The 14,306-nt window shown below is 75.1% G+C and carries 14 protein-coding genes; 9 read left to right on the top strand and 5 right to left on the bottom strand.

The features are described 5' to 3' along the window. Positions 1-123 precede the first annotated feature (123 nt). Positions 124-1,611 (top strand): hypothetical protein, encoded by a 1,488-nt coding sequence (locus tag OO57_RS11430; RefSeq protein WP_234337310.1) that lies wholly within the window; start codon positions 124-126, stop codon positions 1,609-1,611. Positions 1,612-1,644: 33 nt separating this feature from the next. On the opposite strand, the gene OO57_RS11425 is transcribed toward OO57_RS11430, so the two are convergent. The 5 genes from OO57_RS11425 to OO57_RS11405 all read right to left on the bottom strand — a co-directional run bounded on the left by OO57_RS11425 (position 1,645) and on the right by OO57_RS11405 (position 6,152). Further along, positions 1,645-2,571: an RNA polymerase sigma-70 factor gene (locus tag OO57_RS11425; RefSeq protein WP_033252270.1), complete on the bottom strand. Its 927-nt coding sequence runs from the start codon at positions 2,569-2,571 to the stop codon at positions 1,645-1,647. A 195-nt stretch (positions 2,572-2,766) separates the two neighbouring features. Further along, positions 2,767-3,240, bottom strand: coding sequence for a carboxymuconolactone decarboxylase family protein (locus tag OO57_RS11420; protein ID WP_033252238.1), 474 nt, complete (start codon positions 3,238-3,240; stop codon positions 2,767-2,769). Positions 3,241-3,337: 97 nt separating this feature from the next. Then, complete coding sequence (locus OO57_RS11415; protein ID WP_234337313.1) at positions 3,338-4,588, bottom strand: MBL fold metallo-hydrolase; 1,251 nt, start codon at positions 4,586-4,588, stop codon at positions 3,338-3,340. 522 nt (positions 4,589-5,110) lie between these two features. Further along, the gene (locus tag OO57_RS11410) at positions 5,111-5,572 is read right to left on the bottom strand and encodes a MaoC family dehydratase (RefSeq protein WP_033252237.1); all 462 of its coding nucleotides are present in this window, start codon (positions 5,570-5,572) and stop codon (positions 5,111-5,113) included. Positions 5,573-5,684: 112 nt separating this feature from the next. Further along, positions 5,685-6,152, bottom strand: coding sequence for a pyridoxamine 5'-phosphate oxidase family protein (locus OO57_RS11405; protein ID WP_063737537.1), 468 nt, complete (start codon positions 6,150-6,152; stop codon positions 5,685-5,687). 200 nt (positions 6,153-6,352) lie between these two features. Here OO57_RS11405 and OO57_RS11400 point away from each other — a divergent pair, with 200 nt between their 5' ends. From OO57_RS11400 to OO57_RS11365, 8 genes are all read left to right on the top strand, one after another. After that, positions 6,353-7,189 carry a hypothetical protein gene (locus OO57_RS11400; protein WP_033252236.1) on the top strand — a complete coding sequence of 279 codons (837 nt, stop codon included), beginning with the start codon at positions 6,353-6,355 and terminating at the stop codon, positions 7,187-7,189. Positions 7,190-7,558: 369 nt separating this feature from the next. Beyond that, entirely contained in the window at positions 7,559-7,951 is a 393-nt protein-coding gene (locus OO57_RS43745; RefSeq protein WP_158715092.1) for a hypothetical protein, read from the top strand. Further along, positions 7,945-8,886, top strand: a complete 942-nt coding sequence (locus OO57_RS11390; RefSeq protein ID WP_158715091.1) for a hypothetical protein — start codon at positions 7,945-7,947, stop codon at positions 8,884-8,886. Before OO57_RS43745 ends, OO57_RS11390 begins: the two co-directional genes overlap by 7 nt. A gap of 79 nt (positions 8,887-8,965) precedes the next feature. Next, on the top strand, positions 8,966-9,595 hold the full coding sequence (locus tag OO57_RS38430; protein ID WP_051777258.1) for an SAF domain-containing protein: 630 nt from the start codon (positions 8,966-8,968) through the stop codon (positions 9,593-9,595). Continuing rightward, positions 9,595-10,809: a hypothetical protein gene (locus OO57_RS44670; protein WP_063737536.1), complete on the top strand. Its 1,215-nt coding sequence runs from the start codon at positions 9,595-9,597 to the stop codon at positions 10,807-10,809. Before OO57_RS38430 ends, OO57_RS44670 begins: the two co-directional genes overlap by 1 nt. Continuing rightward, positions 10,799-12,400 (top strand): CpaF family protein, encoded by a 1,602-nt coding sequence (locus OO57_RS11375; protein ID WP_234337309.1) that lies wholly within the window; start codon positions 10,799-10,801, stop codon positions 12,398-12,400. Before OO57_RS44670 ends, OO57_RS11375 begins: the two co-directional genes overlap by 11 nt. Continuing rightward, entirely contained in the window at positions 12,400-13,407 is a 1,008-nt protein-coding gene (locus OO57_RS11370) for a type II secretion system F family protein (RefSeq protein ID WP_063737535.1), read from the top strand. The genes OO57_RS11375 and OO57_RS11370 overlap by 1 nt, the downstream gene beginning before the upstream one ends. Continuing rightward, the gene (locus OO57_RS11365; protein WP_033252233.1) at positions 13,404-14,291 is read left to right on the top strand and encodes a hypothetical protein; all 888 of its coding nucleotides are present in this window, start codon (positions 13,404-13,406) and stop codon (positions 14,289-14,291) included. The genes OO57_RS11370 and OO57_RS11365 overlap by 4 nt, the downstream gene beginning before the upstream one ends. Positions 14,292-14,306 lie beyond the last annotated feature (15 nt).

Below are 14,306 nucleotides of genomic sequence, written 5' to 3'. Positions count from 1 at the left end.
GTGCGGGTGTTGTTGGGGTGGTTGGAGCGGGTGGCGGCGGGTGGTCGGGTGGGGGTGGCGTTGCGGGCGGTGGCGGGGTGTCTGGGGCATCCGGACCGGTTGGTGCAGGGGCGGGCGTTGAAGGTGATCAAGCGTTATGTCGACTTGGTGGAGGGTGGGGTGGTGGGGGAGTTGCGGTCGGCGGCGTTGCTGCTGGACCCTTCGCATGCTGCTGTGGCGGCGGAGTTGCTGGGTGTGGTGGTGGGGGTGTCGGCCGTGGAGGTCGTGGCGGACCGGTTGCCCGAGCCGCCGCGTCCGGTGCCGGTGCCCGCGCCGTTCGGCACGCCCGCCGAACTCGCCGAGGAACTGGCCGCGGCAGCCGGGAGCACGTCCTTCGAACGCCTCCTCGACGGCCTGACCCGGCACGCCTGGCAGGACCGGGACGCCCTCGCCGCCGCCCTCGCCCCGCTCCCGCAGTCCTGGGAACCGCTGCACGTCCTCGCCCTGGTCGCCACCGGCACGACACCGCCCGAGGCCCTGGCACCCCTGTTCCAGTACCGCTACGAGTACGGCGGGGCGTTCGGCTCGGTGCTCGCCGCCCGCTTGCACGAGGTCGCTTGGCGGCTGGCCGCCGATCCCGTGCCGTTCCTGCTGGCCACGCCGAGCTGGTGCAACGGTGCGCTGGAGGCGGGGGAGCTGGTGGCGCGGTTGGCCCGGTACGAGGAGTTGGGCGTGCGGCCGGGGCCGGTGGACTTCGCGCAGGCGCTGCTGCGCACGGCGGGGGATGCTCGGGCCGCCGCGGACGCCGGGCGGCTGACCTCGGTGGCCGGGCGGCAGCTCGCGGCCTGGCTGCGCGAGGGCGGACTGCCCGGCCGGGAGAGCGTCGTGGTGCCGAAGGGCACCGAGAAGTACCGGTACTGCGAGCAGCCCGCCCCGGACGCCGACCGGCTCGGCCTGCTCGCGGTGGCCGCCGGGGAGCCGCTGCCGGAGCCGCTGCGGCTGCTGCTCGGACCGCAGCCGGACCTGCTGGAACACTACTGGGGCAAGGGCTCGCTGCCCGACGAGCGGGCGGCCGCGGTCCTCCCTCACCACCGGGAGGAGACCGCCGTCCGCCTGCTGCCCCGGTGCGGCGACGACCGCCTCCCGCTCCTGCTCGCCGAGAACGGCGGCCCCTGCGGCCCCGCCGTCCACCAGCTCCTCGCCCTCTCCGGCAGCGCCGAGGACGGCCGGGGCCGGGCCGCGGCCGTCGACGCCCTGCTCGTGCTCGCCGCCCGGGAGGCGGAGGCGCCGACCGGCTTCGACCCGGCCCTGCTCGGGCGGGAGGCCGGGGCGCTGGTCCGGGACGGCGCGGTCAAACCCAACCGCCTGGCCCGCACCCTCGCCGACCTGGCCGCCGCCGGAGCCCCCCGCCTGGCCTGGACGGTCCTCGCCGCCCTGCTGCCCGTCCTGCTGGACGCGCCGGTGCCCCGGGGCGCCGCCGAGCTCCTGACCGCGGCGGTCGACCTGGCCCGGGAGACGGGCGCGCGCGGCGGGATCCCCGCGGTGACGCGGCTCGCGACGGGCGGCGGGCGCAGCAAGGCGGTCACCGAGGCGAGGACCCTGGCCGCCCTCCTCGGGCCGGACGGCGGGTGACCGGAGGGCGAGTGACAGAAGGGTGGGCGCCGGTCACCGCGGCGTCCCCCGGCGGGCCCGCCGCAGCTCCCGGTCGACGGCCCAGGCGTCGGCGACCGGGCCCAGGTGGGCGAGCTTGTCCGGGTTGAGGACCGAGCGGACGGCCCGGACCTGCCCGTCGAGCACGTCCAGGACCAGGGTGTGCAGCACCCGGCCGTCGCGGTCGCGGAACAGCGCGCCCGGCTGGCCGTTGATCCGGTGCTGCTCGCAGGTGACCCCGGTCAGCAGCATGAGCGGGTGGACGGTGGCCAGCAGCCGGGCCACCTTCTCGGCCCCGACGACGGCCCGGGCCAGCTGCGGGGCCTTGCCGCCGCCGTCCCCGACCAGCTGGACGTCGGCGGACAGCAGGCGCTGCAGCCCGTCCACGTCGCCCCGCGACAGCGCCTCGAAGAAGCGCTCCGCCAGCTCCTGCTGCTCCCGGCGGTCCGCCGCGAACCGGGGCCGCCCCTCGCGCATGTGCCGCCGGGCCCGGACCAGCAGCTGGCGGCAGGCCGCCTCCGAGCGGCCCACTGCCGCGGCGACCTCGTCGAACCCGAAGGCGAAGACCTCCCGCAGCACGAACACCGAGCGCTCCAGCGGGCTGAGCCGCTCCAGCAGCAGCAGCGCCGCCATCGACACCGAGTCGGCCAGCTCCGCGGCGCGGGCCGGGTCCTGGTACGGGTCGTCGAGCAGCGGTTCGGGCAGCCACGTCCCGGCGTACTGCTCCCGCCGCACCCGGGCCGAGCGCAGGACGTCGATCGAGAGCCGGGTCACCGTGGTCGACAGGAACGCCTTGGCCGACACCGGGCGGGTCGGCGAGGCGTCGTAGCGCAGCCAGCTCTCCTGCACCGCGTCCTCCGCCTCGCCCACGCTGCCCAGGATCCGGTAGGCGATCGAGAACAGCAGCGGCCGCAGCTCCTCGAACTCCTCGACCTTGTCCATGTCGGCCTCCCCCTCGTGCCCCGGCTCGTGCCCCGGCTCGTGCTCCGGACGCCCGGCGTCCGCGCCGGGGTCGTCCGCGCCGGGGTCGTCCGCGCCGGGGTCGTCCCGGCCCGATGCGATCATGACAGTTGTCGCTGCGACAGCCGGAAGCCGGAAGCCGGAAGCCGGAAGCCGGAAGCCGGAAGCCGGAAGCCGTCAGTGGAAGCTGCCGACCTGGTAGTCGCCGCCCGGCTGCCGGGCGATGGCGTTCAGCCGGTTCGCCATGTTCATGAACGCGATCAGCATCACCAGGGCCGCGAGCTGGTCCTCGTCGTAGTGCCGGGCGGCCTCGGCCCACACCTCGTCACTGACCCCCTCGGCCCCGTCCGCGACCCGGGTGCCCCGCTCCGCCAGCGCGAGCGCGGCGCGTTCCGCCGGGGTGAAGACCGCGGCCTCCCGCCAGGCCGCGACCAGGTGCAGCCGCACCTGCTCCTCCCCGGCCGCGGCGGCTTCCTTGGTGTGCATGTCGATGCAGACCGCGCAGCCGTTGAGCTGGCTCACCCGCAGCGACACCAGCTCCTGCGTCCGGGCGGGCAGCGGCGAGTCCTTCAACTCCCGGCCCGCCGCCATGACGTGCTTGAGGGCCTTGCCGGCGGTCGGGGTGGCGAAGTAGTTCAGTCGTGCGTCCACGGGGTGCTCCTCGGTGCTCGTCGGTGCTTGCACACCCTGGGACGAGACGGGCCCCGCACCTGTGACACGGTGCGGGGCCGGGAACTTCCGGAGGGGCTCAGAACAGCGGGACCTCGCCGTCCTGAGCCGGGGACTGCCCCGGGGACTGCCCCGGGGACCGGTCGGCGGTGGGACGGGCCTCGGCGAGAGGGGCGTCCGGGCGGGCCGGGGCCGCGGTGAGGGCCGCCGGGGTGTCCGGGACGGTGGTGGAGCCGCGGGTGAGGCCGTCCGGGACGAGCAGGTCCGCGCCGGAGGGGGCGGCGGCGACGGGGCGCCACCAGGGCTTGGCGGTGGGCGGGGCCGCGGGCTCGAACGGACGGCCGGGGCGGGGCAGGGCGAGCGTGACCCCGGCGTCCTGGGCCGCGGCCACGACGCGCTCGGCGGGCTCCTCCCACGGGTGCGGGGCCAGGTCGAAGGTGCCCCAGTGCACCGGCAGCATCACGTCGCCGCCCAGGTCGCGGTGGGCCTGCACGGCCTCCTCGGGCGTCAGGTGGACCTCCGGCCAGTGCTCGGAGTACGCGCCGACCTGCATCATCGTCGCGTCGAACGGCCCGAAGCGGCGCCCGATCTCGGCGAACCCGGGGAAGTAGCCGCTGTCGCCGCTGTGGAAGAGCCGGTGCCGCTTGCCCTCCACCACCCAGGACGACCACAGGAACCTGCCGCTCGGCCGGGGCCCGCGCGAGCAGTAGTGCCGGGCCGGGGTCGCGGTCAGCCGCAGGCCGTCCAGCTCGGCGGACTCCCACCAGTCCAGGTCGACGATCCGGCGCGGCGAGACCCCCCAGTGCTCCAGGTGCGCGCCCACGCCCAGCGGCACCGCGAACACCGCGTCGCCCGCGGCCAGCGTCCGCACGGTCGGCATGTCCAGGTGGTCGTAGTGGTCGTGCGAGATCACCACCACGTCCACCGGCCCGAGCTCGGCCAGCGGCAGCGGCACCGGGTGCAGCCGCTTGGGGCCGATCCAGTCGAACGGGGAGCAGCGCTCGCTCCACACCGGGTCGAACAGCACCCGGACCCCGTCCAGCTCGGCCAGCACCGTGGCGTGCCCCAGCCAGGTCAGCCGCAGGCCGGACGCGGGCGGGGTGGCCAGCTCCATCGGCAGCAGCCGGTGCACCGGGACGGCCGCGGCCGGGGCGCGGCGGTTCGGGTCGGCCGCGAGCTTGGTGCGCATCAGCGCCAGCGGGGTGTGCGCGTACGCGAGCCGACGGGTCGCCACCGGGTTGCGGAACGAACCGTCCACGAAGTGCGGGGAGTTGCGCACCCGGTGCAGGCGCCAGCCCGACGGGTCGGCGCCGAACGCGTCCGTGCGCATCCGCTGCCAGGTCTCCCGGGGCAGCGTCCGGTACGAGCGCTTCGCGTCGCGCAGCGCTAGCCCGGCTTCGGCGGCCAGCTCGCCGGCACGGAACAGCCAGGAGACGGGGCGGGACACGGGAACCTCCACGGTCGGACACCGAACGGCGGCGCACCGGAGGGACGGCAGGACGCAGCGCGCCCCGCGGCGTCGACGGCAGGCCGGAGGACGACACCCGGGCGGCCGGGAGCCCCCGGCGCCGGACGGCGCGTCTCGGAACGGGACATTACCGGCAGAAAGCGGAGGAACACGGCAAGTCGTCGGCGGCGCGCCGCGGGAGGGTGACGAGGAGCGGCCGTGCGGAGCAACGAGAACGGACCGCCCCGGGGTGCGGGGCGGTCCGTTCTCGGTCCTGCGGTCGGTCCTGCGGTCGGTCCTGCGGTCGGTCCTGCGGTCGGTCCTGCGGTCGGTCCTGCGGTCGGTCCTGCGGTCGGTCCTGCGGCCGTCCTCGGGCCGGGGAGGCGGCGGGGTCGGGCGGCGCGGTCAGGCGGCCGGGTAGAAGCGGGTGATGGTCTCCGCGACGCAGTGCGGCTTGGGGCTCGCCTCGCTGGAGATGCTGAACCGGACCACCGCCTGCACGACGCCGCCGGACAGCTCGTCCGCCGAGACCAGCACCGCCGTCGCCCGCACCGCCGAGCCCACCGGCAGCGGGGACGGGAAGCGCACCTTGTCCGAGCCGTAGTTGAGGGCCATCGCGACGCCCTCCACGCCATAGCACTCCTTCGCCAGCACGGGCAGCAGCGAGAGCGTCAGGTAGCCGTGCACGATCGTCCCGCCGAACGGCGTCAGCTTCGCCCGCTCCGGGTCGACGTGGATCCACTGGTGGTCGCCGGTCGCCTCCGCGAACAGGTTCACCCGGTCCTGGTCGACGGTGTGCCACTCGCTGGTGCCGAGTTCGGTGCCGACCGCGGAGGTCAGGTCGGCGAGCGAGGCGAAGGTCGTCACGGGGCGCTCCACGGGTGCGTCGGGGCAGGGCGGGACGGCCCGGGCGGGCCGCCCCGCAGAGTATGCCTACTCGCCGGTCACATGTCAGCGGGGGGCCGGGGGAAGGGCCCGGTCAGGCGCGGTGGCCCGGGAGCGCCGGGGGTGCCGGGAGTACGGGGGCGGGCTGGGTCGGCTCCGGGAGGATGCGGCGGCCGGAGACCAGCTCCGGGCTGATCGCCACGTACTCCGGGCCCGGCTCCGGGACCCACGGCCGCAGGCCGCCCGAACGCAGCGCTTCGCGCCGGCCCGCGTCGCGCACCACCTCGGCCCGGCCGTGCACCAGCACGCTCCAGCCGCAGCGGCCCGCCCGGTCGAAGTCGTCCACCTGGAACGCCGCCACCGTCCCGTCCAGCGCCCGCGCCACCCGGGTGCCGGTGCGCAGCGCCAGGACCAGCCTGCCGTCCGCCGCCACCCGGAAGGCCACCGGCAGCACCGCGGGAAGCGCGTGCTCGGTGTACACCACCCGCCCCAGCGGGACGGTGCCGAGCAGCCGCAGGCACTCGGCCTCGCTGAGGGTCTCCACCCGGTCGTCACGGTCCATACCGTCGATGGTGCCCCCGCCCGCACCACCCCGAACAGGGCCCATGGTCCCTGAGCTGGGGCTCATCGGACCGATTCCGCCCCGCACCGACACCCCTCGGCGATACCTTGGCCTCCGGCGGCACCCCGCGCCGGTGCGAGGCCCCCCGACGGGCCGCGCGGCAGGCCGGGGGCGGGGTACAGGCGGAGGGGGCGGTACGGGTGAGCGGTGGCATCGAACTGGTGACGATCGGCGCCGACGGCGGCCCCGAACGCGGCCACGGCGGCTCCGCCCGCGCCGCCGACGGCGCCCGCACCCTCGCCGACGCCCTCCCCGGCCGCACCTTCGACGCCGGAACCCGCGGCAGCACCGTCACCAGTCCCCCGGCCGACGCCGACGCCAACACCCTCCTCACCGCCCTCCGCCAAGCCGCCCAGCGCCCCGCCCGCTGGCTCGTCGTCACCCTGGCCGGCCAGCTCGTCGCCGACCCCCGCGGCCGCCGCGTCGCCCTCGTCACCGCCGGATCCACCCCCGACAACGCCTACCGGCGCGGCCTCGCCTGGGACTGGATCACCAGCGCCATGGTGCACGGCGAACAGGAGGAGACCCTGCTGATCGTCGACGCCGTCGCCGACCGCGACACCTGGGCCGCCCTGCAACGCGAAGACGCCGCGGGCGAGTTGCTCACCCACTCGCGCGTCCCCCTCTGGGGCCGGGTCGGCCGCTGGAACGCGGGCCGGCGCGGCCGCGACGACGTGCTCCCCGGTGCCGAGGGCTCGTTCAGCTGGGCCCTGGGCCGCGTCCTCGAACACGGCGTGCCCGGTGCACCCGCCGCCCTCGGCCCGCTCGACCTCCAGCCCGCCGTGGAAGGGCAGTTGGGCTGGGGAGAACCGGCCAATGCGGGAGAGGCCAGACTCCTAGTCCCGCGTGACGGGGGGAGACTCCTGATGCGCAATCGGGCCGCAGTGAGAGGAGCGCTCGCCGGATTGCCGTTTTCCGATGAACTTCTGGCGGTTCTGTGGCGAGAAAGTGCCCCAACGGATCCGCCTTCCGCGTAAGGTCAGGAGGCCCCGGGTGTTGCCGTGCCGGGGCGGGGTGGCGAAGAATCGACCTCCGAGCGACCTCAGAACGAACCGGGGACGGCAGACGACATCCGCGGTCCGGATCCACCACAGGTCCGGCCGCAACAAGGTGGGGCTATGCGGCAGCGCTCAATTCTGGTGCGCCCTGGGGCGGTTGGGATCAGCGGGTTGCTTCTGCCATTCCTGCTGGCGGCCTGCTCGGCCTCCGGCACGGGATCCGCGGACCGACTCGGAACCCCCTCGGCCACCCTCCCCAGAGCCACCGCGACCACCCCCGCGGCAACCACCCCGACCGGCAGCCCCGTCCCGCGGGAAGGGGCCCAAGGGCTAGACGGGAACAGCGCCGTGACGGCCTATCAAGGCTGGTGGGATGTCCAGGCCGACGTCCTGGGACGATCAGATTCGGACGGACTGGCGCTCCGCCAGTACGCCACCGGGGCGGCGTTCACCGACACCGCGATCTCACTCACCCAACTGCACGACGCCGGGCTCGTCATGGTCGGCCGACCGCGCACCTCGCCCGTGCTCAAAAGCCTTGACCTGCAAGCGAATCCGCCCACCGCGACGATCGACGACTGCCTGGACGTGTCGGACTGGCACCAGGCGGACGCCACCACCAAGGAGATCAAGGATCCGCAACAGCGGCTGTCCCGCTTTCCGGCGACCGCCGTGCTGAAGAAATACGGAAACCGCTGGCTGATCGCCGACTTCACCCGTGAGGTGACCAAGACATGCTGAACTCCGCCGGGCGCGCCGCTATTTGTCTAATGACCGGGGTCGGATTGACGTTCGCGGTCGTTCCGTCGGCGAGCGCCGACGACCCCGTCGTCACCCCCTGCGCCGACCGCACCATCTGCGTCAGCGACCACGGAACCACCACCATTCCGGGCTCCGCGGGCGGGACTTCCGGCGGTGGCGGAGGCGGCGGCAGCTCGACCTGCACCTGGCAGGGGCACGAGGTGCCGTGCTGGATCGACAACCGCGGGGCGTTCTCGGCCGGCTGCTACTACATCGAGTCGGTCCCGCAGCCCCTGGCCACCGAGACCGTCTGGGGCACGCACACTCCCGAACAGGGCAAGATCTACGACAAGTCGTGCATCCTGGACGACGGCTTCGTGCCGAACGGGCAGGTCTTCCTGGCCCAGCCCGTCGCCGCCCGGCCGCCCAAGCCGGCCCGCGAGGTCGCCCGCGACGCCCTGGAGACGATCAAGGTCGGCAAGCCCGTCCTGCGCGCGGCCCCGGCGGCGGACGCCGTGGTCGGCTCGCCGGTGTGGCTCTGGGTCGAACCGGACAGGAACGTCATCGGCCCGCTCAGCAGCCGCCCGCTCCGGGAGGACCCCGGCGGCCCCGAGGTCGTCGCCACGATCACCCTCCAGCAGGTCGTCTGGACGGTGGACGACGGGCCGGGCACGGCCCCCTTCCAGGAATTCATCTGCAAGGACGGCGGCGCGGCGTTCAGCAAGAACGGGACACCGACCTGCAGCCACCTGTTCACCCAGAGTTCGGCCCGGATGAAGGATAAGGCGTACACCCTCTCCGTGCAGTTCGACTGGGTGGTGACCGCCCGGACGACCGGCGGCGCCCCGGTCGACATGACCGGCATCTCCACCTGGTCGACCCCGGGCGACAGCGTGCTGAGCGTCCCGGTCAACGAGGTCCAGGTGCTGAACTGACCCGCGCCCGGGGCCGGGAGGCCCGGAGTTCGACGTTCCGTCACGAGTGAGAGGCCGCAGAGCGGTGGAGAACCGAAGCATGCCGACCCCGCCGCGCCGACTCGGTGCGCGGCGGCGGCGACCTGCCGTGCTGGCGATGGCGGCGGCGCTGATCGCGGCAGGGGGGCTGGGCGGGGCGGTGCTGTACAACAGCAGCGGGCAGCGGATCGCGGTGCTCGCGCTGGCCCGGGACGTGCCGATGGGGCAGGTGATCAGTTCGGACGACCTGGTGGTGGCGCACATCGCGGGGGACCCGGCGCTGCACCCGCTGGACGCGCAGGACCTGCGGGGGACGATCGGGCTGCGGGCCACCACGGACCTGAAGCGGGGGGCGCTGCTGGTCAGGTCGGACCTGACCAGTGACCCGGCGACGCAGCCGGGGCAGCAGATCGTCGGCATCTCGGCGAAGCGCTCCCAGCTGCCCGCGACCCGGTTGCAACCGGGCCTGCAGATCCTGATCGTCCACACGCCCGACAGCGGGAACGGCACCGCCACGCGCACGCCGGAGACGATGACCGCCGTGGTCGCCGCGGTCGGCAAGCCGGACACCGACGGCAGCACCGTGATAGACGTCGCCGTCGGCCCCGCCGACGGGCCGCAGCTCGCGCTGTGGGTGGCGGGCGGCAAGTTCCAGGTGATCCTGGCGCCCCGAACCGCCGGGGGGTCCTGATGACGGTGGTGGCCGTGCTCGGCGGGCCGGGCGCGCCGGGGGCCACCAGCAGTGCGCTCGCGCTGCTGCTGTCCTGGCCGCTGCGTCCCGGCCGCCGGGTGCTGCTGGTCGAGTGCGACCCGGACGGCGGGGCGGTGCTGGCCGGGGCGCTGGAGGGCCGGGTCGAGGCCGTGTACGGGCTGCGCAACCTGGCCGTCGCCGACCGGCGCGGGCTGCTCGCCGAGACGCTGTGGGAACAGCTGCTCGACGTCTCCCCGCAGGGCACCGGCGAGCGCCTGCTGCTGCCCGGCCTCACCGATCCCGCGCAGGCCCCCGGCCTCGCCTACACCTGGGAGCCCCTCGTCGAGGCCCTGCACGCGCTCGAACCGCAGGGCTACGACGTGCTGCTCGACCTCGGGCGCTCCGGCGCGAACGGGCCGATGGCGGTGCTGCCGCGGCGGGCCGACGTGGTGGCCGCGACCGTCCGCACCACCCTGCGCGGGCTCTCCGCCGCCCGGCCCCGGATCGCCGCGCTGCGCGAGGACCTCGACACCCACGGCACCGGCTCGGACGGCCTCGGGCTGCTGCTGGTCGCCGAGGGCCCCTACCCGGAGGGCGAGGTCTCCCGGCAGTTCCGGCTCCCCGTGCTCGGGGCGCTCGCCCACGCGCCGCGCACCGCCCGGGTGCTCTCCGACGGCGGCGACACCACCGACCGGCGGTTCATCCGCTCCGAGCTGATGCGCACCGCGCGCACCGCCGCCGACCGGATCCAGGACCTCGCCACCGCCCGCCGCCGACGCCTCGGCGGCCCGCAGCAGCAACAACCGCAACTCCGGCCGCAGCAGCAGCCGCAACAGCCGCAGCTCCAGCAACAACCGCAGCCGCAGCCGCAGTTGCCGCCGCAGGTCCCGGTGCAGGTCCAGGTGCAGGCCCCGCAGCCGGCGCCGCCGTTCGCGGCGGGGCCGGTGAACGGGCAGCCGCAGCCGCAACAGCAGCCGCAACAGCCTTACCCGCCACAGCAGTTCCAGCCACAGCCGCAGCAGCCGGGCCCGGTCGGGGGCGGGCAGTTCACGGGGGAGTGGCCCGTCCGGGCGGAGGCGCCGCAGATCTCGTACGCCGCGCCCGCGCCGTACATAGCACCGCCCGCGGTGCCGCAGCCGCCCGTGCCCGCGCCGTTCCCGGGGCAGGCGGGGCCGGAGGGGTCGGACGGGGAGGAGGTGTGGCGTGCGCGCTAGTCCGTACCAGGGGCCGGTGCCGCCGCAGCAGCCGGTGAACGGCCAGGTGGTGTACGGGGGTTCGGCCGACGCGGCCGGGCTGCCGTGGGGGAGTCCGCCCGTGCAGCCGCCCGTGCAGCCGCAGCCGCAGGTGCAGACCGGGCCGGTCGGCCAGGCGGCGTCCGCGGCGGCGTCCGCGGTGCCCGCGCTCTCGCCGGTGGGGGCGCGTCCGGTGGTGGACACCAAGGTGGCGCGGGAGTTGAAGCGGCAGGTCGCGGCGGAGCTGCACCAGCAGCTGTCGCGGCTGTCGCAGGCGTCCGGGAGCGAGGCGGACCGGGCGACCCGGCGGCAGCGCGGGCGGGCGCTGATCGAGGAGGCGGTGGCCCGCTGGTCGGACGCGTACGCGCAGACCCACGGCATCCCGCCGACCCGGGAGCAGGACCGGGTGCTCGCCGAGGCCGTGTACGACCTGCTGTTCCGGGCCGGGCGGCTGCAGCCGTACCTGGACGACCCGGAGATCGAGAACATCCTGATCAACGGGTGCGACGACGTGTGGGTCTCGCGGGTGCACCAGCCGCTCCGGCAGGTCCCGCCGGTGGCCGACAGCGACGAGGAGCTGGTCGAGCTGCTGCAGGACCTGGCGCGCCAGCACGGCGGCAGCGAACGCAGCCTGTCGACGGCCAGCCCGATGCTGGCGCTGCGCCTGGAGGGCGGGATGCGCCTGCAGGCGATGACCGAGGTGACGCCCCGCCCGTACGTGGCGATCCGCCGGCACCGGGTGGCCAGTGCGACGCTCAGCGACCTCGTCCAACTCGGCACCGTGGACAGCACCTTGGCGGCGTTCCTGGCGTCCGCGATCCGGGCCCGGAAGAACGTGATGATCACCGGGACGCAGGGCGTCGGCAAGACCAGCCTGCTGCGCGCGATGGCCGCCGAGATCCCGCCGGACGAGCGGGTCGGCACCCTGGAGTCGGAGTTCGAGCTGTGGCTGCACACCCTGGGTCACCTCAAGCAGGTCGTCCCGATGGAGGCCCGCGAGGGCAACGGCGAACGCGTGGACGGGCGCCTGGCGGGCGAGTTGACGATCGGCGAACTGATCCCGGCGGCGCTGCGGATGACGCTGTCGCGGATCATCGTCGGCGAGGTCCGCTCCGCCGAGGTGGTGCCGATGCTGCGGGTGATGACCAACGGCGAGGGCGGCTCGATGTGCACCCTGCACGCCCGCGGCCCGCACATGGTGGTCGACCGGATCGCCGAACTCTGCCTGGAGTACGGCGCGCACATGACCGACACCCTCGCCTACCGGCTCACCGCCAACGCCGTCGACTTCATCGTGCACGTCACCATGGTCGACGAGACCGCGGTCGGCGGCCGCCGCCACCGCTTCGTCTCGCACGTGCTGGAGGTGGCCGGCCTCGGCGAGTCCGGACGCCCCGCACTGAACACCGTCTTCGGGCCGCGCCCGGAGATCGGCGAGGTCCGGGCCGTGCCGCTCACCCCGCCGCACTGCCTGGACGACCTGCGCCGGGCCGGGTTCGACGCCGGACTGCTCGGCTCCCCGTACGGGACGTGGAGCGCGCCGCTGGCGCTGCGGATCGGGGGGACGCGCTGATGCTGCTGTACGTGCTGTGCGGACTGGCGGTGACCGGCGGGCTGGTCGCGCTGGTCGTCGGCCTGGTCGGACGCCCGGTGGACGAGGAGGAGCACGACAACCCGCTGGAGGGGCGCCTGCACACCCTCTGGTACGGCGCCCCCGGCACCGCCTCGCCCGGGATGGCCCGGCTGCGCCGGACCCAGCTGCTGCTGGCCCTGCTCGGCGCGCCCGGCGGCTGGCTGTTCACCGGCATCCCGCTGGTCGGACTGCTCGTCCCCGCCGCCGTGTTCGGCCTGCCCTGGCTGTTCGACGCGACCCGCTCCGACACCCGCCGGATCGAACGCCTGGAGGCCCTCGCCGAGTGGACGCAGCGCCTCGCCGACGTGCTGCTGCTCGGCGTCGGCCTGAACCAGGCGATCATGACCAGCCGGCGCACCGCGCCCGCCGCCCTGGAGACCGAGATCACCGACCTGGCCGCCCGCCTCCAGGCCCGCTGGCGGCCCGAGGACGCGCTGCGCGCCTTCGGCGACCAGGTCGCCGACTCGACCGCCGACAAGGTGCTCGCCGCCCTCGTGCTGCGCGCCGGGGACAGCGGACCCGGCCTGGCCCGGGCGCTCGCCGACATGGCCGAATCGGTGCGCGAGGAGGTCCGGCAGCGGCGCGCCATCGAGGCGGACCGCTCCAAGCACCGCACCACGATCCGCTGGATGGTCGGCATCATCCTGCTGGTCATCGTCGTCGGCGCGTTCAACTCGCACTACACCGAGCCCTACACCACCGTCACCGGCCAACTGGTGCTCGCCGTCGTCGCGCTGGCGTTCGTCGCGGTGATCGCCTGGATGCGCTCGCTGGCCCGGCACACCCCGCTGCCCCGCGTCCTGGAACCCGACCGCCGCTCCAAGACCGGCCGCCTGCCCGGCCGGAAGGACGGGGACGGGGACGGGGACCGGGACGGGAACGGGACGTCCGGGGCGTCCGGGACGACCGGCGGCGAGGGCGAAGCACTGCTGAAGGAGGCCAGGTGATCTCCCCCTGGGCGGTCCTCGCCGGAGCCGCGGCGGCCGGCGGCGTGGCCCTGCTGCTGGCCGAACTCCGGCCCGCACCACCGGACCTGGGCCAGGCCCTGGACCGGCTGCACCGCGTCCCCGAACCCCGCCGGGCCGAGGAGGAGGACCCCGCGCTGCCCTGGTACGACCGGGTCGGCGAAGGCTCCGCCCGGCTGCCCGGGGTGCGGATCCCGACCCGGGAACTCGCCCTGATCGGCCGCAGCCCGGCCCGCTTCATGGCGCACAAACTGCTTTTCGCCGTCCTCGGGTTCGCCCTGCCCGGCTACCTGACGGTGATGGCCGCCGTGATCGGCGACGGCCTCCCGCTCGCCGTCCCGCTGCTGGCCGGGCCGCTGCTCGCCGGGCTGCTCTGGTTCGTCCCCGACGGCATCGTGGTGGGCGAGGCCAAGGAGGCCCGCACCGAGTACCTGCACGGCATCGCCGCGTACCTGGAACTCGTCGCCCTGGAACGGGCCGCCGACTGCGGGCCCGCCGAGGCGCTGCGCCGCGCCGCCTCGGTCGGGCGCGGCACCGTGTTCCGGCGGATCCGCGACGCGCTGGAGCGGGCCGCCACCGACCGGCTCCCGCCCTGGGACGGACTCGACGCGCTCGCCCGGGAGCTGGGCCTCACCCCGCTCCAGGACGTCGCCGACATCATGCGGATCTCCGGCGTCGACGGCGCCGCCGTCTACGACACCCTCCGGGCCCGCGCCAAGAGCCTGCGCGGCGAACTCCTCTCCGAGGAACTCGCCAAGGCCAACACCGACAGCGAAAGGATGGTCGCCCCCGGCTCCGCCCTGACCCTGCTGATGACCGTCCTGATCGCCTTCCCCGCGGTCTACCAGATGCTCAACAGCGCCTGAGGCCGGGGAAGGCCC

Source organism: Kitasatospora phosalacinea (assembly GCF_000717185.1).
Classification (GTDB): domain Bacteria; phylum Actinomycetota; class Actinomycetes; order Streptomycetales; family Streptomycetaceae; genus Kitasatospora; species Kitasatospora phosalacinea_A.
Note: the sequence above shows the minus strand (reverse complement) of the source record. Positions and strands in the feature narration are given on the sequence as shown.